The sequence below is a fragment of the Aquitalea aquatica genome, from assembly GCF_013911085.1.
Classification (GTDB): Bacteria; Pseudomonadota; Gammaproteobacteria; order Burkholderiales; family Chromobacteriaceae; genus Aquitalea; species Aquitalea aquatica.
This window is the reverse complement of the sequence record NZ_JACERN010000042.1, coordinates 228319-246912: the sequence shown is the minus strand read 5'-3', so window position 1 is coordinate 246912 and position 18594 is coordinate 228319. Positions and strand designations below refer to the sequence as shown.

The 18594-nt window shown below is 62.0% G+C and carries 19 protein-coding genes; 1 reads left to right on the top strand and 18 read right to left on the bottom strand.

Annotation, left to right across the window (positions count from 1 at the left end; translation table 11 throughout):
* Positions 1-42: 42 nt before the first annotated feature.
* The 6 genes from H2Z84_RS18800 to msuE form a co-directional block, all read right to left on the bottom strand.
* Positions 43-1110, bottom strand: a complete 1068-nt coding sequence (locus tag H2Z84_RS18800; RefSeq protein WP_110313704.1) for a branched-chain amino acid ABC transporter permease — start codon at positions 1108-1110, stop codon at positions 43-45.
* A gap of 11 nt (positions 1111-1121) precedes the next feature.
* Positions 1122-2003 (bottom strand): branched-chain amino acid ABC transporter permease, encoded by an 882-nt coding sequence (locus H2Z84_RS18795; RefSeq protein WP_181837314.1) that lies wholly within the window; start codon positions 2001-2003, stop codon positions 1122-1124.
* A gap of 75 nt (positions 2004-2078) precedes the next feature.
* Positions 2079-2861 carry an ABC transporter ATP-binding protein gene (locus tag H2Z84_RS18790; protein ID WP_181837313.1) on the bottom strand — a complete coding sequence of 261 codons (783 nt, stop codon included), beginning with the start codon at positions 2859-2861 and terminating at the stop codon, positions 2079-2081.
* 22 nt (positions 2862-2883) lie between these two features.
* Complete coding sequence (locus H2Z84_RS18785; protein ID WP_181837312.1) at positions 2884-4053, bottom strand: AMP-binding protein; 1170 nt, start codon at positions 4051-4053, stop codon at positions 2884-2886.
* A 14-nt stretch (positions 4054-4067) separates the two neighbouring features.
* Entirely contained in the window at positions 4068-5171 is a 1104-nt protein-coding gene (sfnG, locus tag H2Z84_RS18780; protein WP_181837311.1) for a dimethylsulfone monooxygenase SfnG, read from the bottom strand.
* Between the two features lie 55 nt (positions 5172-5226).
* On the bottom strand, positions 5227-5811 hold the full coding sequence (msuE, locus tag H2Z84_RS18775) for an FMN reductase (protein ID WP_181837310.1): 585 nt from the start codon (positions 5809-5811) through the stop codon (positions 5227-5229).
* Positions 5812-5854: 43 nt separating this feature from the next.
* Here msuE and H2Z84_RS18770 point away from each other — a divergent pair, with 43 nt between their 5' ends.
* Positions 5855-6082 carry a hypothetical protein gene (locus H2Z84_RS18770; RefSeq protein WP_181837309.1) on the top strand — a complete coding sequence of 76 codons (228 nt, stop codon included), beginning with the start codon at positions 5855-5857 and terminating at the stop codon, positions 6080-6082.
* Positions 6083-6143: 61 nt separating this feature from the next.
* On the opposite strand, the gene H2Z84_RS18765 is transcribed toward H2Z84_RS18770, so the two are convergent.
* The 12 genes from H2Z84_RS18765 to H2Z84_RS18710 form a co-directional block, all read right to left on the bottom strand.
* Positions 6144-6953 carry a MetQ/NlpA family ABC transporter substrate-binding protein gene (locus H2Z84_RS18765; RefSeq protein ID WP_181837308.1) on the bottom strand — a complete coding sequence of 270 codons (810 nt, stop codon included), beginning with the start codon at positions 6951-6953 and terminating at the stop codon, positions 6144-6146.
* 44 nt (positions 6954-6997) lie between these two features.
* Positions 6998-8353 (bottom strand): LLM class flavin-dependent oxidoreductase, encoded by a 1356-nt coding sequence (locus H2Z84_RS18760; RefSeq protein ID WP_181837307.1) that lies wholly within the window; start codon positions 8351-8353, stop codon positions 6998-7000.
* A gap of 1 nt (position 8354) precedes the next feature.
* Entirely contained in the window at positions 8355-9572 is a 1218-nt protein-coding gene (locus H2Z84_RS18755; RefSeq protein WP_220272908.1) for an SfnB family sulfur acquisition oxidoreductase, read from the bottom strand.
* A gap of 14 nt (positions 9573-9586) precedes the next feature.
* Positions 9587-10792 carry an SfnB family sulfur acquisition oxidoreductase gene (locus H2Z84_RS18750; RefSeq protein ID WP_181837305.1) on the bottom strand — a complete coding sequence of 402 codons (1206 nt, stop codon included), beginning with the start codon at positions 10790-10792 and terminating at the stop codon, positions 9587-9589.
* 13 nt (positions 10793-10805) lie between these two features.
* A complete protein-coding gene (locus tag H2Z84_RS18745; RefSeq protein WP_103523191.1) occupies positions 10806-11459 on the bottom strand; it encodes a methionine ABC transporter permease in 654 nt (217 codons plus the stop codon).
* Positions 11452-12561 carry a methionine ABC transporter ATP-binding protein gene (locus tag H2Z84_RS18740; RefSeq protein ID WP_181837304.1) on the bottom strand — a complete coding sequence of 370 codons (1110 nt, stop codon included), beginning with the start codon at positions 12559-12561 and terminating at the stop codon, positions 11452-11454. Before H2Z84_RS18740 ends, H2Z84_RS18745 begins: the two co-directional genes overlap by 8 nt.
* 10 nt (positions 12562-12571) lie before the next feature.
* Complete coding sequence (locus H2Z84_RS18735) at positions 12572-13384, bottom strand: MetQ/NlpA family ABC transporter substrate-binding protein (RefSeq protein WP_181837303.1); 813 nt, start codon at positions 13382-13384, stop codon at positions 12572-12574.
* 195 nt (positions 13385-13579) lie between these two features.
* Positions 13580-14170, bottom strand: coding sequence for a malonic semialdehyde reductase (locus H2Z84_RS18730; protein WP_181837302.1), 591 nt, complete (start codon positions 14168-14170; stop codon positions 13580-13582).
* A gap of 10 nt (positions 14171-14180) precedes the next feature.
* Complete coding sequence (locus tag H2Z84_RS18725) at positions 14181-14399, bottom strand: TOBE domain-containing protein (RefSeq protein WP_103523187.1); 219 nt, start codon at positions 14397-14399, stop codon at positions 14181-14183.
* Positions 14400-14621: 222 nt separating this feature from the next.
* Positions 14622-15257: a peroxiredoxin gene (locus tag H2Z84_RS18720; RefSeq protein ID WP_181837301.1), complete on the bottom strand. Its 636-nt coding sequence runs from the start codon at positions 15255-15257 to the stop codon at positions 14622-14624.
* Positions 15258-15543: 286 nt separating this feature from the next.
* Positions 15544-18009, bottom strand: a complete 2466-nt coding sequence (locus tag H2Z84_RS18715) for a TcfC E-set like domain-containing protein (RefSeq protein WP_181837300.1) — start codon at positions 18007-18009, stop codon at positions 15544-15546.
* An 88-nt stretch (positions 18010-18097) separates the two neighbouring features.
* The gene (locus H2Z84_RS18710; RefSeq protein WP_181837299.1) at positions 18098-18589 is read right to left on the bottom strand and encodes a CS1 type fimbrial major subunit; all 492 of its coding nucleotides are present in this window, start codon (positions 18587-18589) and stop codon (positions 18098-18100) included.
* Positions 18590-18594: the final 5 nt, after the last annotated feature.

Here is an 18594-nt window from a genome sequence, read left to right as displayed (position 1 = left end):
CAATAGACGAAACTGCTAACGGAAACAACAAGACAAAAACGCTCAGAAACGCAGTGGCCACAGCCGGGCACGCGCGCGCCAGCCTTGCCACAGCCGTGCCAGACCGTCCGGCTCCTTGATCAGGAACAGGATGATCAGCACGCCGAAGATGATTTTTTGCAGGTTCTCCAGCTGCCCGGCGGGTAATACCCCGCTGAGCAAGCTGCCGGACAGGATGGACAGCACGATGGGCAGCAGCACGATGAAGGCCGCGCCAAGGAAATTACCCAGAATGCTGCCCATGCCGCCCAGGATGATGATGAACAGCACCTGGAAGGAGCGGCTAAGATCAAAGCCATGCGGCTCCACCGTGCCCAGATAGGTAAATGCCCACAGCGAACCGGCCACCCCCAGGATGAAAGAGCTGATGGCAAAGGCCAGCAGTTTGGTGCGCAGGATGGGAATGCCGATCACCGCTGCGGCGGTATCCATATCACGCACTGCCATCCAGTTGCGCCCCAGGCTGCTGCGTACCAGATTGGCCGCCAGCACAAACAAGGGCAGCACCACGCTGAGGGTGAGCAGGTAACGCCCGGCCGGGCTGCCAAAATCGTGACCGGCCACCAGCAGCGGTGGTGCGGTGATGACGCCAGATTCATTACCGTTGGAGAACCAGGCAAACTTGGTGAGCAGCCATTCGACAAAAAACTGTGCCGCCAGCGTGGACACCAGCAGATAAAAGCCCTTGATGCGCAGGCTGGGCAGGCCGAACACCACCCCCACTGCCGCTGCCACCACGCCACCGGCAACAAAACTGAGCAAGAGCGGCAGGCCCGGCAGCAGGAATTGCAGCTTGTAGCTGGCAAACGCCCCCACCGCCATGAAAGCGGCCGAACCCAGCGACAGCTGACCGGCATAGCCGGTGAGCAGGTTCAGCCCCAGCCCGGCCAGTGACAACACCAGGAAGGGAATCAGAATGGCGCTGAACCAGTAGTCGTTACCGATAAAGGGCAGCAAGCCGAAGGCCAGTGCCAGCAAGGCCCACAGCGCGGCACGCTGCTGCCACAGCCGCAATGCGCGGCCATCCTGCCGGTAGCGGGTGCTGAACTGCCCGGATTCCTGATAAAACATGCGTATTCTCCTTACACCCGTTCAATGGCGCGTTCGCCAAACAAGCCTGCCGGACGCAGCAGCAGGAATAGCAGCGCCAGCACATAGGGAAACCAGTTTTCAATACCGCCGCTGAGCAGCGGCCCCAGATACACTTCCGCCAGTTTTTCGCTAGCCCCTACAATCAGGCCGCCGACAATGGCACCGCCTATCGAGGTGAAGCCGCCGATAATCAATACCGGCAAGGCCTTGAGCACGATCAGCGACAGGGAAAACTGCACGCCCAGCCGCGCGCCCCACAACAGCCCGGCCACCAGCCCCACCAACCCGGCCACCGCCCATACCAGCACCCACATGCGTTGCAGGCGGATGCCCACTGCCAGCGCGGCCAGCTGGTCGTCCGCCACCGCGCGCAGCGACAGACCGATGCGGGTCTTGTTGAACAGCAAGGACAGCAGCAGCACCAACAGCCCGGCACTGCCAGCGGCAAACAGGTCAAAGCGCGACAGCATCAGCCCGCCCAGCTCCAGCGGCGTGTCCTCGATGCCCAGGTCCAGCCCGTGCACCTGTGCGCCCCACAGCGCCTGGGCCACGCCTTCCACCACATAGCTCAGGCCCAGTGTGGCCATGAACAGGGTGATGGGCGGGCGGTTCACCAGATGGCGCAGCACCAGTCGCTCCAGCAACAGCGCCAGCAGCAGCATGGACAACAGGCTCAGTACAAAGGCCAACCAAAACGGCAGGCCACGCTCCAGCAGGCTGACAAAGGTGAGCGCGGCAAACAGCACCATCGAGCCCTGGGCAAAATTGAACACCCCGCTGGCCTTGTAGATCAGCACGAAGCCGATGGCCACCAGCGAGTACATCACCCCGGCCAGCAAGCCGCCGAGCAGTACTTCCATGAAAAACGACATCAGACAGCCCCCTTACAGGTCCCCGCCCTGCGCGGGAATACCGGCGGGAACAAGGTGTATACGGATAAACAGGTTTCAGTGGCGCTGCTGGCCCAGATAAGCGGCAATCACCTCAGGCAATGCGCGCACGGCTTCGGGCTCGCCATCGCCGATCTTGCGGCCGTAGTCCAGCACTACCACGTGGTCGGACAGCTCCATCACCACGCCGATGTCGTGCTCGATCAGCACGATGGTGGTGCCGAACACCTGGTTGACCTCGCGGATGAACTGGCTCATCTCGCGCTTTTCTTCGCGGTTCATCCCGGCCATCGGCTCATCCAACAACAGCAAGCGTGGCCGGGCTGCCAATGCCCGCCCCAGCTCTACCCGCTTTTGCAGGCCATAGGGCAGCTGGCCCACCGGGGTATGGCGCCAGGCTTGCAGGCGCAAGAAGGCAATCACCTCCTCGGCTACCGCGCGCTGGGCTTCTTCATCGGCCACCGCACGGCCCAGCCGGAAAGCCTGCTCCAGCCAGCTGCTGCGGCTGGCCAGGTTGCGCCCGGTGAGAATGTTGTCCAGCACGCTCATACCCTTGAACAGCGCAATGTTCTGGAAGGTGCGGGCAATGCCTGCCACCGCCGCTTCGTGCGGCTGCATGGCGCGGCGGGAGCGGCCGGCAAAGCGGATTTCCCCTTGCTGTGGCTGGTACACCCCGTTGATGACATTGAGCAAGGAGCTTTTGCCCGCGCCATTGGGGCCGATCAGCGCGCAGATTTCCCCTTCGGCCACGTCAAAGCCGATGTCGGTCACCGCCTTGACGCCCTTGAAGCTCAGGGAGATGTGCGCCAGGCTCAGCAAGGGCGCTACGGTTTCGGACATAGTGTTGTTTCCATTTCTTGATTCAGGCTTGCAGCGGTGGCGCTCCGGTTTGCAGCCATTGCGGCGCACTGCCTTCGGCTTGCAGCGGGCGTTGCTGCCATTCGGCGTTATCCGGCCAGTTGCGTACTTCCACGCCCAGCACGGCAAAAAAGTGACGGGTGTTTTCCGCCAGCGGCGCACCCAATAGCAGCGGGACACGCGTGCGGCTGAAACCCAGCACATCGCGCAGCGGGCGAATCACGCTGTAATACCCGGCCCAGCGCCAGAAGCGCCCGGCATCCGGTTGCAGCACGCGGTCCACCAGTGCACGTTGCCAGCTGCCGGTGGGCGGCAGGCGGCTGCGTGCCAGTTGCTCCAGCCGGCTATAGGTTTCCCGCGTACCGGCCACCAGGGTGGGACCCAGTTCGCGGCGGTCGTTGTCGCGGGTGGCCAGGTTCTCCGGAAAATTCAGCCGGAAACCGGCTTGCAGCCACGGCGCCAGCAGGTAGCGCACTTGGGCGGAGCTGGCAAAGGCACGCGAGGCCAGTGCGTCTTCATTGGCAGTCAGGCCCTCGGCCTGTAACAGCTGGCTGCCGGCCTGCAGCAAATGGCCATGCTGCAAGGCCTGCTGTTGCAGCTCGCCCCGGCCATCCACCCGCCAGAAGCGGAAGGCCACCGCGCTGTTACTGGCCAGCAACGCAGGCGCAGGCAAGGCCGCGCCTGCTTGCTGCAACTGGGCGACCGCCAGCCAGCCCGGGCCTACTCGCTGCTGCAAGCCACGCCCTTCGGCGTAAAGCAATAGCGTGGGGCGGGGCAAATCACGCGGCAGGCTGTGCAGGGCCTCGGCATCCTCCACCAGCAGCCAGCGCGGCTGTAAGTGCTGCAAAATGGCCTGCAAGTCGCGCGCCGGCTGTTGCGGGTCCAGCGCTACCGCCTCCCCGCCCAGCCACTGCGCCGCCAGGCTAAGCAGCAGCACTTCGGGACGCGGGTGACTGAGCAACACCAGGCTGTGCCCGGCCGCAAAGCCTTGCGCAGCCAGCCCGGCGGCCAGTGCGGCCACTTGCTGCTGTAGCTCGGCCCAGCGCCATTGCTGCCAGATACCCAGCCGCTTGTGGCGCAAGGCAATGGCCTGCGGCTGTTGCTGGGCCTGCCATGCCAGCCAATGCGGCAGGCTGGCGCTGGCTGGCTGCGGTGCTTCCTGATGTCGCTTCATCACCCTTGCTCCTGTCAGGCGGCTACGGCTTCATGCGCTTTGGCACGCGCTTCCAGCTCACGCACCAGCGGCAATACTTTTTCACCGAAGTAAGCCACTTCTTCCTGGAAGTGCAGGAAGCCGCCCAGCACCAGGTCCACCCCCACCGCCTTCAGGGCGACGATGCGCTCGGCAATTTGCTGCGGGGTGCCGATCAGATTGGTCTTGAAGCCGTCGTTGTACTGCACCAGGTCTTCGAAGGTGGACTTGGCCCAGTTGCCCTCGCCTTCCGGGCTGGCCTGACCGGCCTGCTTCACCGCATCGCCAAAGGCATTGACCGCTTCCGGATCGGCCTTGTCGAGAATCTCGGCCAGCACGGCGCGGGCTTCTTCTTCGGTATCGCGGGCAATGATGAAGGCGTTGACGCCAATCTTGACCTGATGGCCGTTGACTGCTGCCTTGGCGCGGATGTCGTCCACTTGGGCCTTGATGCCCTCTACCGTATTGCCGTTGGTGAAGTACCAGTCGGACACACGCGAAGCCATGTCACGCGCTGCACGCGAGCTGCCACCCTGGAAGATTTCCGGGTGCGGCTGTTGCAGCGGTTTCGGCTTCAGGGTGTAGTCGCTGAAGCGGTAGAAGTCGCCCTTGAAGCTGAAGTTGTCCTGGGTCCAGATGCCCTTGAGCACGCGGATGAATTCTTCCGAACGGCGATAGCGTTCGTCATGCTCCAGCCACGGTTCGCCAATGGCGGTGAATTCGCCCTGGAACCAGCCGGAAACGATATTGACGGCGACGCGGCCACCGGTGAGGTGGTCGATGGTGGCAATCTGCTTGGCCAGCACCGCCGGGGTCCACGGGCCGGGCAGAATGGCGGCAATTACCCGCAGTTTTTCAGTGGCGGCCAGCAGCGCATGGCTGAAGGAAACCGACTCGTGCTGGTATTCCGCGCCATAACCGGCGGTAAAGCGGATTTGCGACAGCGCGTATTCAAAACCAGCCTTCTCGGCGATTTGCGCCAGTTTGCGGTTGTAGTCGATATCCCAGCTGGTGCGCTGTTCGATCTTGCTGACCACCAGACCACCGCTGACATTGGGTACCCAGTAGGCAAACTTGATGGCGTTTTGTGCTTGGCTCATGTGATTTCTCCGCGAGTTAAAGTAGGCAATTCAAAGTGGGCAAAACGGGCTTGATTCAAACAGGGGCAGCGACAGCACCATCTGTGCTGGCAATCAACGGCTGGCGATGGCTGATCAGCGGCAAGGCACGCTCCACCGCCAGACGGATGCGGGCCTGCAAGGCGCTGTCGCTGACCTGGTAGTCAGTAAAGTCACTCTCAGCGGCATAAATACCCAGTGGCAGGGTTTGCGCCTGGAAGAAGCTGAACAAGGGGCGCAGCTGATGTTCGATCACCAGCGCATGGCGCTCGCTGCCACCGGTGGCGGCCAGCAGCACCGGCAGGTCGAACAGGGCTTCGTGATGCACGAAATCAAAGAAATGCTTGAACAGGCCGGTGTAGCTGGCGCGGTAAACCGGGCTGGCGACAATCAGCAAATCAGCCTGTTCCACCGCCTGAATGGCTTCGCGCACGGTTTCCGGCAAGTCGGCCGGGCGGGTAACAGCACCGTAGTGCGGGGCCAGCTCGCCCAGTTCGATCACGCGGGCGTGCAGCGGCAGGTGGCCGGACAGTTCCGCCAGTACGGCTTGTACCAGCGCCAGGGTGCGCGAGGGGCGCTGCAGGCTGCCGGAAACGGCAACGATATTGAAGGTGTGGCTCATGACTGCTCCATCATCAGGGTCTGCCTAATGATTAGCAGTAAGCGTGCCAGCTTTTATTTCCTTAATTATCAGAATCTTGCATGATTTTTTGCCCGTGCAGCCGCTGCTGCTGCCGCACCACCCTGCTGGCCGGCTGCTGCTTGTGCAGCACTGCAGCAATACGGGAAATCAAAGCAGCAAATCCGATATCGCCGCAGGCCACCACAAAAGACAACAGGCACTCCCCCAAGGGGAGTGCCTGTCGGATACATCGTCATTGCAGCGGCTTTAACGCGCTTGGGGTCGGCGCGGCCTGCTTGTCATGGCCGCTACCCTAGCGAAGCCACGGCTGTTCATTTAAGCCAGGCCAGGCTGTAGAGCTTGTCGTTATTGGCGTAGGACTTGCGAATCTGCGCCTTTACTGCCGGAGAGTTCTGGTAGATCTGCACGAACTTCAACAGGCGCGGGTCACGGGCATTGTCATCGCGCGCGACAAAACGCAGTGCGTATTGCTCGTCGTCCTTGCCGGAGAAGATCAGCGCGCTGCCGGGGTCGAAGGCATGGGCCGCCACGATGAAGTGCGGATACCCCTGGGCCAGGTCGACATCATTTACCACCCGCACCAGCTGTGGCCCTTCCACCTCGACAAACTCCAGCTTGCGCGGATTGCTGGCGATGTCGGCCAGCTTGCCGCGGGCACCCACCCCGTCGCGCAGCTTGATCAGGCCGGCTTTTTGCAGCAACAGCAAGCCACGGCCCTGATTGATCGGGTCGCTGGCAATCGCTACCTTTGCACCGGTTTTCAAGTCCCCAAACTGTTTGATACGGCTGGAATACAGGCCGATATTGGCCAGGATGCCCACTCCTACCGGACGGAAGTGAAAGCCCTGGGTCTTGATGACATTGTCGAGAAAGGCCTGATGCTGGAAGTAATTGGCGTCCAGGTCTTTGCTGGCCAGCGCCACATTGGGCGTGGTCCAGTCGGAAAACTCCACCACGTCCACCTCCAGTCCCTGCTTTTTCGCCTCCTGCGCGGCCACCTGTACCGAGTCGGCATAGGCACCGGGCGTGACGCCTATTTTCAATGCAGCCGCCAGCGCGCCTTGTGCCAGCAGCAGGCCGAGCAAAGCCAGTGCGCCCAGTTTTTTCTTGTGATGCTTCATGGTTTTCCCTTGAGTATGTGATGTTGTTTTGATTTCCTGTCGCCTCAGCGTGGCCGGTAGCCCGCCGCCGTATGGCGCGCCGGCAGGCGGTCGCCCTCGGCAAACAGCTTGTGGCGCAGGCTGCCTTCGGCGTATGCCGTCTTGTAACTGCCGCGGTTTTGCAGCTCCGGAATCACCAGGTCGATAAAGTCTTCGTAGCTTTCCGGGGTCACGGTGCGCGACAGGTTGAAACCATCCACGCCCACCTCGTTGACCCAGCTTTCCAGCTCGTCCGCCACGCTGGCGGCATCGCCCACCAGCGTCGGGTAGCGGCTGCCCAGCCGGAAGCGTTCCAGCAACTTGCGCCGGGTCAGCTGGTTGGCGGCGGCGGTTTTGGCTGCGGACTGGATGGCATTGCTGCCACCGTATTCAATCGGGTCGTCCAGACCGTAACGGCTGAAGTCCACCCCGATGCTGCTGGCAAAATGGGCGAGGCCCGCTTCCGGGCTGGCGTACTGCCAGTAGTCGTCAAACTTTTCCTGCGCCTCGGCCTGGGTCTGGCCTACCACGGCGGCGATGCCGATGAAGATTTTCACATCCTCGGCACGGCGACCGGCGGCCACCGCCTGTCGGCGGATGTCCTGCACCAGCTGGCGGGTCTTGTCCTTGTCCTGCGCGGCAATGAAGATGCCTTCGGCGTGCCGGGCGGCAAACTGCTGGCCACGGTCCGAACTGCCGGCCTGGAACAGCACCGGGGTGCGCTGGCGCGAAGGCTCGCTCAGGTGGTAGCCATCCAGCTGGTAGAACGGCCCCTGGTGATTGATGCGATGAATGCGGCTGGCATCGGCAAACACCCGCGCCGCCTTGTCGCGCCGCACCGCCTCGTCTTCCCAGCTGCCTTCCCACAGCTTGTACAGCAGCTCCAGATAATCATCGGCGCGGTCGTAGCGCTGGTCGTGTTCGTCCTGGGTGAGCAGGCCCATGGCGCGCGCCCCGCTGTCCAGATAACCGGTGACGATATTCCAGCCCGCGCGGCCACCGGTGAGGTGATCGAGCGTGGACATGCGGCGGGCAAACAGATAAGGCGGCTCGTAGCTGAGATTGGCGGTGACGCCAAAGCCCAGATGTTGTGTCACCGCCGCCATGGCCGGCACCAGCAATAGCGGGTCGTTGACCGGCAGCTGGATGGCTTCGCGCGCGGTCAGGTCTATCGACTGCTGGTACACATCGTAGACACCGATGATGTCGGCGATGAACAGGCCGTCGAACAGGCCGCGCTCCAGTGTTCTGGCCAGCTCGGTCCAGTAGCCCAGTGTGTTGTAGTCCACCGAGTTGTCACGCGGATGGGTCCACAGGCCGTGGTTGATGTGGCCGACGCAATTCATGTTGAAGGCATTGAGCAGAATCTGTTTTTTGCTCATGTCACAAAGCTCCGTGGCGCGGCGGCAAGACATCATTCAGTACATAGTTGCCGACGGCGAAAAACTTCCAGCGCACCGGATCATGCAGAGTATGTACGCGGGCATTGCGCCAGTAGCGGTCCAGGTTGCGGTCTCCCAGTGTGGCGCTGGTGCCGGACAGTTCGAATAGCTGATTGCCGGCCAGCAGCGCCACTTCGGTGGTCAGCACCTTGGCTTCGGCCACGGCCACCGAGGCCTCGGCCACGCTGCGTGCGTCCGGAAAAGCCTGTTGCTGCAGTGCGTCCAGTACGCGGCCAGCCCGGTGCAGCAAGGCATCCGCCGCACGCAGGCGTACTTGCACATTGCCCACCCGCTCCAGCAGCAAGGGGTCACGGCTGGCCTTGTCCACGCCGGCATCTATCCATGGCCGCGCATGTTCACGCACATAGTGCAGGGTTTCCTGATAGGCCCCGCGTGCCTGGCCACTGTCGATGGCGCAGTGCAGCAGCTGGGCAAAGGGGCCAATGGAGGTGGGGCGGTCAAACGAGGCCTTGAACGGCACGATCCACTCCGGCTCCACCCATACCTGCTTGAAGCTGACCGAGCCGCTGCCGGTGACGCGCTGGCCGAAGCCATCCCAGTCATCGGTAATTTCCACGCCATCACTGTGGCGTGGGATAAAGGCCAGATAGCTGTCCTGGTTGTCGTCCACCACCAGCGTGGGAATCCACTGCGCATACAGCGCACCGGTGCAATAGAACTTCTGCCCGCTGACGCGATAGCCCTTGCCCTCCGGCGTAAGCCGGGTGCGGCGCTGGTAATCCTTGTGGCCGATTTCGGCCAGTGCATTGCCAAAGCGCACACCATCCAGCGCCAGGCCGTAGAAAAAGCGCTTCTGGGCTTCGCTGCCGCCCACGCGCAGCACTTCCAGCGCGTAGTAGTGGTTTTGCGGAATCTGCGCCAGCGAGCCATCCGCCGCGCTGATGGTGGCAATCACCTCGGCCAGCGTGACATGGGACACGCCGGCACCGCCGAACTCGCGCGGCACGGTAATGCCCCACAGCCCGCTCTGGCTGAAGCTTTCCAGCTCTGCCCACGGCAGGATGCGTTCGCGATCGCGCCGCGCTGCATCGGGGGCGAAATCAGCAGCCAGGCGCTGCGCCAGCTGCAAGGCTTCCTCATCACTGGCAATGCGATGGGCTGATCGTTGGCTGATATCCAAAACGGCCGGTGCGCTCATGAATGGTTCTCCTTTCAATTCCATTGATGGCGCGCGGGGAAGGCGCCGTTAAGGTGGTACTGGCCGATGGCGTGGTATTTCCAGCGCACCGGATCGTGCAGGGTGTGCACCCGGGCATTGCGCCAGTGGCGATCCAGCTGGTGGCGCGCACGGGTGGCGGACGAACCGGCCAGCTCGAACAGCTTTTCGCTGGCTTGCAGGGCGATTTCGGTGCTCAGCACCTTGGCCTCGGCCACGGCAATGGATGCCTCGGCGCTGCTGGCATCGCTGATGTCACCGGCCAGCAGGCGGTCCAGCGTGCGCGCGGCATTGTCCAGCACCTCCTGCGCAGCATGCAGATCGATCTGCAGCCGGCCGATGGCATGGATGACAAAGGGGTCGTCACTGGCACGCGCCACGCCGGAATCCAGCCAGGGCCGGGCATGTTCGCGCACGAAGAGGATGGCATCGCGCAGGGCGGCCTCGGCAATGCCGGCATCAATCGAAGCCTGGATCAGCTGGGAAACCGGCCCGGTGAGGTTTGGCCGGTCGGCCAGCTGCCATACCGGCAAGAGATGCGCTTCGTCCACCAGCACCTGCTCGAAACGCACCGAGCCGCTGGCCGTGGTGCGCTGGCCAAACGACGACCAGTCATCGATGACTTCCACCCCCGGCGCATGGCGCGGCACCAGCACCTGCACCGTCAGCCCGGACTCATCCTTGGCCCGGGTGGGAATCCAGTCGGCAAACAGGGCGCCGGTAGAGTAAAAACGCTGGCCGCTCAGCCGCAGCCCGTCCGCGCCGCGCTGCAGCCGGGTGCTCAGTTGCAGCATGGACTGCTGACCCTTTTCCGGCCCGGCATTGCCCAGCCGCCGGCCGGACAACACCTCGCTATAGATGAAGCGCAGCTGCGCCGGCGTGGCCAGCAGGCGGAACACCTCCAGCACGGCAAAGTGGTTTTGCGGAATCTGCCCCAGCGAGGGGTCGGCCGCGCACAAAATGCGGAACACCTGCGACAACGTCAGCAGGCTGACGCCAGCTCCGCCATATGCCTTGGGCACGGTGATGCCGCCCAGGCCGCTGGCCGAATACTGTGCCAGCTCGGCCCAGGGCAGACGCCGTTCGCGGTCACGCAGCCCGGCCTCCTGGGCAAACTTTGCCGCCAGCCGGCGGGCTACTTCCAGCGCCTCGGCATCACTGCGGATCAACGCCGCTTCCTGGAACAATGCTTGATGACTCATGACAACTCCTGTTTCATTGACGATGGTTCAGCCGGCGCGCCAGGGCGTCGCCCACGGTCTGCACCACGCTGACCAGCACGATCAGGCCAAGCAGTACCGACACCATCACCTGAGTGTCGAAACGCTGATAACCATAACGAATGGCCACATCCCCCAGCCCGCCTGCCCCCACGGCACCGGCCATGGCCGAGGAGCCGATCATCGCCACCAGGGTGATGGTGAGGCCGGACACGATGCCGGGCAGCGCCTCCGGCAGCAGCACTTGCCACAGCACGTCGCGGCGGCGGCCGCCCATGGCCTGCACCGCTTCGATCAGGCCACGGTCCACCTCGCGCAGGCTGACTTCAGCGATGCGGGCAAAAAACGGAATCCCCGCCACCGACAAGGGCACGGCCGCCGCCCACACGCCGATGGTGGTACCCACCACCAGCCGGGTGAACGGCAGCAAGACCACCAGCAAAATGATGAAAGGCACCGAGCGGAATACATTGACCACGCTGCCCACCCCGCGGTTGAGCCAGGGCCGGGCATACAGGTCGCCCGGGCCGGTGGTGACCAGCAGCAAGGCCAGCGCCAGCCCGAACAAGGCCGATACCAGCGCCGACACACTGACCATCTGCAGGGTTTGCCAGGTGGCTGTCAGATACAAATCAACAAAATCAGGCATGGTCCAGATACCCCAGGATGCGAATATTGCCGACCGGCACGGCCAGCTGACGGGCCAGATCGCCCAGACGATTGCGTGACTGCGGTGCGCAAGCCAGCACCAGCCGCCCCTGCGCCCGGCCCTGAATGCGCTCCACCCCGCCATGCAGCAGGCGGGTGGCCGGCCCCAGCGCGGCCACCAGCGGGCCCAGCGCCGGGTCTTGCCCGCTGACCCCGTCCAGCCGCACATCCAGTAGCAGTTCGGACTGGGCCGTCGCCGGCTCGCTGGCAATACGGCCCTGCACGTCGGGCGGCAACTCGTGCACCAGCGATGCCAGCAAGGCGCGGGTGGCGTCGGCCTGCGGTGCACCAAACACCTGCCACACCGGCCCCAGCTCCACCACCCGCCCCGCTTCCAGTACGGCCACGCGGTCGCAGATTTCGCGGATCACCGCCATTTCATGGGTAATCAGCACCACGGTGACATTCAGCTGACGGTTGATGTCGCGCAGCAGCGCCAGAATCGACTGCGTGGTTTCCGGGTCCAGTGACGAGGTGGCCTCGTCACACAGCAAGATGTCCGGCCGGTGTGCCAGCGCCCGGGCAATGCCCACCCGCTGCTTCTGCCCGCCGGACAGCCGTGCCGGGTAGACATCGCGCTTGCCCTCCAGTCCGACCAGGCGCAGCAGCTCGTCGACACGCTGCTCGATCTCCACGGTAGCCACCCCGGCTATCTTCAAGGGCAGGCCGATGTTCTGCGCCACCGTACGCGAGGACAGCAGGTTGAAATGCTGGAAAATCATGCCGATGCCACGGCGCGCCTGCGCCAGTTGCGCCTCGTTAAGCCCGGACAGGTCACGTCCACCCACCAGCACACGCCCGCTACTGGGCTGTTCCAGCCGGTTGATGATGCGCAGCAGGGTTGATTTGCCGGCACCGCTGCGGCCGATGATGCCGAATATTTCGCCGCGCTGGATGCCGAACTCCACCTCCTGCAAGGCCTGTACGCTGCGCCCGCCGGCCTGGAACTGCCGGCTCAGCTGCTGGAATTCCACCAGCACTTCGGCCTCCCTGGGCGCAGCGGCCGGCGGTGCGCTCAGCAAGATATCTGCCCGTGCATTCATGTCCTGCTCCTTACAGCCAGGCCGGGGCGTACAGCTTGCCGAACACCTTGTCCAGCGAAGCGCGCACCTGCTTCGAGTGTTGATAGATGGCAATGAAGCGGCGGATTTGCGGGTTGTTCACGTCCTGTTTGCGTACTACCCACTGCAGGGCGTAGATCCTGTTTTCCAGGCCATCGAACAGCAGCGCATTGTCCGGGTTGTCACCAGCCAGCTTGAGAAAGGACGGGTAGCCCTGCGCCAGATCCACATCATCCAGCGAGCGCGCCAGTTGCGAGGCTTCCAGCTGTACGATTTGCAGCTTGCGCGGATTGGCCACGATGTCCTGGATGGTGGCCTTGTAACCCAGTCCCGGCTTGAGCCGGATCAGCCCGGCCTTTTCCAGCAGCAGCAAACCACGGCCACCATTCACCGGGTCCCCGGCAATCGCCACCTTGGCACCCTGCGGTATCTGGGCAAAGGATTGCCATTTGTGCGAGTACAGTCCGATTTTCATGATGGTGCCGGGGGCAATCGGCACAAAATCGTAGCCACCCTGCTTCTTGGCATTTTCCAGAAAGGGAATGTGCTGGAAGTAATTGACATCGATATCGCCATTGGCCAGCGCGGCATTCGGGGTATTCCAGTCGGAAAACTCCACCAGCTCCACATTCAGCCCCTGGGCCTTGGCTTCCTTCACTGCAATTTGCAGCGACTCGATTTGCGGGGTGGACGACACGCCCACCTTGATGCCGTTGGCCCCGGCCACGGCCAGCGAACTGACAGCCAGCAGCAGTGTGGCCAGCACACTGCCCCAGCGTGAAGATTTGATTGTTGATGGCTGCATTGCAGACTCCCGGATGGTGGCTGCCACTAGTGGGTGGGCAGCTCTTGCAGCCCACAGACTAACCATCTTGCATGCATCAACAAACCAATAAAATCGCCGTTTTATATCTTAAATTCAGATAAATACCGGCAAATGACGACAAAAACCGCCCATGCATACACAGGGGCGGTTTCTTGTTTCAGATGACAGCTCCGGTCAGACGATGGCAGCTGCCTGCTCAAAGTCCAGCCGTGGGCCGCGTGGTGGCTGGCCGTCGCGCACGCCATAGCCCAGGTTCACCAGCAACAGGCTGCGCCACTGCCCGTCCGGGAAGAAGGCCGCATCCACCGCTGCCGCATCAAAGCCGGCCATCGGTCCGGCATCCAGGCCCAGCGCCCTTGCCGCCAGGATCAGATAGCCCGCCTGCAGGCTGGCATTGGTGCGGGCATGTGGCTCGATCAGTTGCGGCAGGCCATCATAAAAACCCTTGGCGTCGTATGCCGGATACTGCTCGGGCAGATGCTGATGAAAGGCAGGATCCCAGGCCAGCACCACGGTGAGCGGTGCGGCGGCGGTCTTGTCGCGATTGCCGGACGACAGCGTGGGCAGCAGCTTTTGGCGTGCCTCGGCACTGTGAATGAACAGATAACGGCCCGGCTGGCCATTAAAGGCGGTAGGCCCCCATTTCAGCAGCGCGTACAGCTGGCGGATGGTGTCCTCGGTTACCGGACGCGCCTGAAAATGATGGGTGGACCGTGCCTGGACAAACAACTGGTCCAGGGCTTGCGCTGACAGTGGCGAGCTCATGCCTGCCTCCTCAGGCCAGCGTGGCAATCGACACTTCGGTCGACTTGACGAAGGCCACCACCGGCGAGCCGACTTTCAGTTGCAGCTCGCGCACCGAACGGGTGGTAATCACCGAGGTAACAATGCCGGAGGCGGTTTCGACATCGACTTCCGACAGTACCGGCCCTTCCAGGATTTCCTTGATAACGCCTTTGAACTGGTTACGTACATTGATCGACTGAATGCTCATGGGATGGTCTTTCTCGTGGGTTTGGCCGCTGCGGCTGATGCAAACCACGGTAACAGAGCTTTTTTATATCGATAAGTAAGAAAAAATGCGCTGTTTAGCAGAAATTTCGCTAACAACATCAGTGCCGCGCAGGCAAAAAAAATGCCGGATCGCAAGATCCGGCTGAAGAAGAGACATGCAAGAAGGAGAAACAGAGACAACTCAGAACAACAACAAATTCGATCAGGCAGGCTGGGGCGTCAGTCGCAGATAAGGTCTGACTGCGCGATAGCCCTGGGGGAATTTCTGGCGGATCAGCGCCTCATCCTGCAGCGAGGGCACAATCACCACTTCCTGCCCCTTCTCCCAGTTGGCAGGTGTGGCAACGCTGTGCTTGTCGGTCAGCTGCAGCGAATCGATCACCCGCAGGATCTCGCGGAAGTTACGGCCGGTGCTGGCCGGATAGGTGATGATCAGCCGCACCTTGTGTGACGGATCGATAATGAACAGCGAGCGCACGGTATGGGTGCTGCTGGCATTGGGATGAATCAGGTCGTAAGCCTCGGACACCTTGCGGTCAGCGTCGGCAATGATGGGGAAATCCACCACGGCCTGCTGGGTGTCGTTGATATCGGCAATCCAGCCGTGGTGTGCCTCGAGCGGATCGACCGACAAGGCCAGCACCTTGACATTGCGCAGGCTGAATTCCTGCTTCAGCTTGGCCGTTGCCCCCAGCTCGGTAGTGCACACCGGGGTGTAGTCGGCCGGATGGGAAAACAGCACAGCCCAGCTGTCACCCTTCCAGGCATGGAAGTTCAGCTCACCCGCCGTGGATTGCTGACTGAAGTCGGGTGCGATATCGCCAAGTCGCAGTGTCATATGGCTTCCTGTTCGGTGTGATTGCGGCATGGGCTTGGTGCCGCTAACAAAAACCCTGTGGCGGCGTTGCGCCTCCTTGCCGTACGCAGTGTACTGTCTGCGTCGGCGTGCCTTGCCCCAGGGGCGCTACGCTATTTTGTTCGCCGCTCTTACTGTAATCGGCCGGCTTTGCCAGTGGAAACAAGGAAAACTGCGTTACTTATTCAGCAAACCGGGGATGGCATGCGCTGTCGCGCAAGCCTGTCGTGCTTGGCCTGGCCGGGACGCTGCCAGCCAGGGCCTTGTCTTATAACAACGTGCCGGAGCGGCCGGCGGTATCTGCCGTGTGCTGAGCCAGCAAGGACTCACAGCGAATATCACCGACAAACTGCACATCCTGCGTTTGGGCTGGTGGCTTGGCCGCCAGCTTGAACAGGCATTGGCGTTGGCCATTCAGCTTGATTTCCAGTTCAGGCTGGCTGGCACTGACATCTACAGTAAAGAAACCATCGCTGTCGCTGATGGTGCGGCCCGCATGATTGATGACAGCTGCACCGGCCAGCGGACGGCCCTCGGCATTCTGCAAACGCCCAGCCAGGGTGACGATCTTGCGCACATTCACCACCACATAATCCACGCCGCCCTTGTTGAGGTGATAGCGTGCCTGGGCTGGATTGATGCTGGCGGCGGTAGCATCGCGCTCGGCGAAATAGAAGCTGAACTTGCCTGGGCGATAGGGTGAGGCCGGCAGCAGATTGCGCCCGCTGTGCAGGATATAGTGTCCGCCGCCGCTGTCTTCAGCATGCAGGGTCAGTTCAGGGATATCCGATGCCACATCAACGATTATCGCCGTGTCGACTGCGCTGGACACCCCATCTGCCGACAGCACGACCGCCTGGCCATTCAAGGCCAGCGTGCTTTCCAGGTTAACGCCGCCGCTGAAATGGCCACCTTGCGCGGCGCGTGCCAGATAGGCATCGCCCTGTGCCAGATCATGCCGCCATTGCATATCGCCGCTGACCCCCAGCCCGTAACGATCGGCACTCAGCCCTATCCCATACTGCTGCAGCCAGGATTCATCCTGCCGCTGTCGCAGGGTAAGGCCGGCATATTGCTCACGACTGCCGCCGCCATTGCGGCTGCCCAGCGTGGCACTGACACTGCGGCCATCACGGGCAAAGTCCAGATTCATCGACAGTTCGACCCCGCGATTGCGCTGCCCGCGCAAACTGCCATAAGGGCGATCAAATACCGATAGCCTGAACGCCAGGTCACTCCCCCATAACTTCTGACTGCGGCTCAAACCCAGATCCAGCCCCACCCCCTGGTCGCTGCCATGACTGAGCCGGGTGGACAAGCTGTCGCCCCGGCCCAGTTGCTGCTGCCAGGTCAGGTTGACCGTGCGTACTGGCTGGCTGGTGCCATTGGACAGATTTTTCCGCCACTGACTCAGCCCCAGCAGCAGGCTGCCGTCACCATAGCCACCGTACCATTGCAGATCGGCCTGATTGCCGGTCTGCCCGCTATGCAGCCAGTTGGCGATCAGCTTGTTGTCGTTATTGAGATCCAGCGCGACCGATGCGCCATGGCCGCCGTATTGCCCGGTGCGCGCCACATTGAGGCCAGCCACCACCTGTGGATGCAGCAGATAGTTGAGGTTACCGCCCCACACCGGCTCTCCGGCATCGCTACGGTCAAAATTATCCAGCAACTTGCGCTGCTGGCCAGCAAACAGGTTGTAGCGCCAGCGCTGTTCCGCACTGCCCCAGCGCGGCGACTTGTAAATCCACTCGGTTTGCGTACTGTGCAGCACGCCGTCCTGCAGTAGCCTGATTTCTACCTGGTAGACGCCCTCGGGCAGGCTGCGGGTATTGATGAGTTGCAAGCCGGAGCTGACTGCCTGGCTGTGCAGCAGCACGCCATTGCGCAACACCTCCACCATACCGTCACGGTTGGCGGTGACATAAATCGGATAGCTGCTGGAGAAATCGTGACTACTCCTGAGCGTGGCGGAACTGCCTGCCATCACACCCAGCGTGGTGCCACCACTGCCGGCCAGCGGGCGTGGCAGCAACACCATATGTTGATTGTCCGGGGTGAAATAACCCAGCCGCAAATAGTTGCCCGCATATTCACGCTGGGCATACCACTGGGTCAGCGCGTGACGCCAGCCGCCATCCATACCACTGCTGCGGCTTAGCAGCATGCCTCCGTGGCTGGTCCAGTTTCCCAGGCTGCCGCTCATGTCCAGCGCGTAACGCCCGCCTACCCCACCCTGCTGCGCACCGGCCAAGTTCAACTGGCTGCGCGCAATCAAGCCCTGACTACCATGATCGGGCTGCAGGATATAAGCCCGTGCCTGATCATTGCCAGTGGCAGACTGGCTTAGCAGGTAGAGCGTGGCGTTTTCCACGTTGTAATGCATGCTGAGCAAACCGCGTGGGCAATCTGCCTTGCAGGCGCCCAGCGCTCTGGGTTCGCTCAGATAGTGCTGCCAGATGGTCTGCAAGTCCGTTTGCCCTTGCGGGCCGGAATCGCTGAACTGCAGCAGTTCCACGCTGCCTTCGCGGCTGAGTACCAGCAGCGCATCGCCCAGAAACGCGCCATTGAGCTCGACGCGACTGGCTTGAGGACTGGTAAACAATCGATCGGCGAATTCTGCGGGAATCTCTTCTGCCTGCTGCTGCAGGGAGGGTGCCAGGACAGTAGTACCTGCTGTCGCCACACCACTTACCAGCAGCCAGGCCGCCAACAGTGAATTGGTATGCAACATCGGTCTCGGGAGTTAAAAATGGCACGCAGAACCGCGTGCCAAAACCATCGAATGAGAAAAGAAAGAAAACGGCGATATAGCCGACAAATCAGCTGCCCGGAGCCACGCTCTCAAACATCATGTTGACCACGGCGTTGTACTGGCCAGCTTGATAACCATTACTGGGTTTTACCGGCTCCAGCGCCAGGGTCACCCGCTTGCTGACTGCCGCATTGGTGGCCGACATCACTTCCACCTTGCTGGTGCTGCCAACTTCCAGCTTCTTGTCAGCTACTTTCACGTTCAGCGGGATGGTGTTCTGGCCATTGCTGCTGTACAGGATGGCGGCTTCTTCCAGATAGCCCTGGATCGGACCCAGCGTACTCTTCATTTCCAAGGTCTTTTGCAAAGGCTCCAGGCTGCTGGTGCCAGGTTGCCAAGTCATGTTCTGTATCTGACCACCCCAGCCACCGACTGGGGTGACATAAAAATTGTCGGACGGAATGCGTGCTTCCACCGTCAGTTGCAACTTGCTTGTTTCCGCCATTGCATTGCCCCACACAGTCGCTAGCGTTACGGCCAACAATAATTTTTTCATCATGTGCA

Bases quoted from the DNA above. Each gene is read 5' to 3' on its own strand.
- H2Z84_RS18745 (WP_103523191.1), bottom strand. From the start codon at position 11,459: ATGCCTGATTTTGTTGATTTGTATCTGACAGCCACCTGGCAAACCCTG.
- H2Z84_RS18735 (WP_181837303.1), bottom strand. From the start codon at position 13,384: ATGCAGCCATCAACAATCAAATCTTCACGCTGGGGCAGTGTGCTGGCC.
- H2Z84_RS18785 (WP_181837312.1), bottom strand. From the start codon at position 4,053: ATGAAGCGACATCAGGAAGCACCGCAGCCAGCCAGCGCCAGCCTGCCG.
- msuE (WP_181837310.1), bottom strand. From the start codon at position 5,811: ATGAGCCACACCTTCAATATCGTTGCCGTTTCCGGCAGCCTGCAGCGC.
- H2Z84_RS18720 (WP_181837301.1), bottom strand. From the start codon at position 15,257: ATGACACTGCGACTTGGCGATATCGCACCCGACTTCAGTCAGCAATCC.
- H2Z84_RS18715 (WP_181837300.1), bottom strand. From the start codon at position 18,009: ATGTTGCATACCAATTCACTGTTGGCGGCCTGGCTGCTGGTAAGTGGT.
- H2Z84_RS18710 (WP_181837299.1), bottom strand. From the start codon at position 18,589: ATGATGAAAAAATTATTGTTGGCCGTAACGCTAGCGACTGTGTGGGGC.
- H2Z84_RS18725 (WP_103523187.1), bottom strand. From the start codon at position 14,399: ATGAGCATTCAGTCGATCAATGTACGTAACCAGTTCAAAGGCGTTATC.
- H2Z84_RS18800 (WP_110313704.1), bottom strand. From the start codon at position 1,110: ATGTTTTATCAGGAATCCGGGCAGTTCAGCACCCGCTACCGGCAGGAT.
- H2Z84_RS18765 (WP_181837308.1), bottom strand. From the start codon at position 6,953: ATGAAGCATCACAAGAAAAAACTGGGCGCACTGGCTTTGCTCGGCCTG.
- H2Z84_RS18795 (WP_181837314.1), bottom strand. From the start codon at position 2,003: ATGTCGTTTTTCATGGAAGTACTGCTCGGCGGCTTGCTGGCCGGGGTG.
- H2Z84_RS18755 (WP_220272908.1), bottom strand. From the start codon at position 9,572: ATGAGCGCACCGGCCGTTTTGGATATCAGCCAACGATCAGCCCATCGC.
- H2Z84_RS18740 (WP_181837304.1), bottom strand. From the start codon at position 12,561: ATGAATGCACGGGCAGATATCTTGCTGAGCGCACCGCCGGCCGCTGCG.
- sfnG (WP_181837311.1), bottom strand. From the start codon at position 5,171: ATGAGCCAAGCACAAAACGCCATCAAGTTTGCCTACTGGGTACCCAAT.
- H2Z84_RS18760 (WP_181837307.1), bottom strand. From the start codon at position 8,353: ATGAGCAAAAAACAGATTCTGCTCAATGCCTTCAACATGAATTGCGTC.
- H2Z84_RS18750 (WP_181837305.1), bottom strand. From the start codon at position 10,792: ATGAGTCATCAAGCATTGTTCCAGGAAGCGGCGTTGATCCGCAGTGAT.
- H2Z84_RS18730 (WP_181837302.1), bottom strand. From the start codon at position 14,170: ATGAGCTCGCCACTGTCAGCGCAAGCCCTGGACCAGTTGTTTGTCCAG.
- H2Z84_RS18790 (WP_181837313.1), bottom strand. From the start codon at position 2,861: ATGTCCGAAACCGTAGCGCCCTTGCTGAGCCTGGCGCACATCTCCCTG.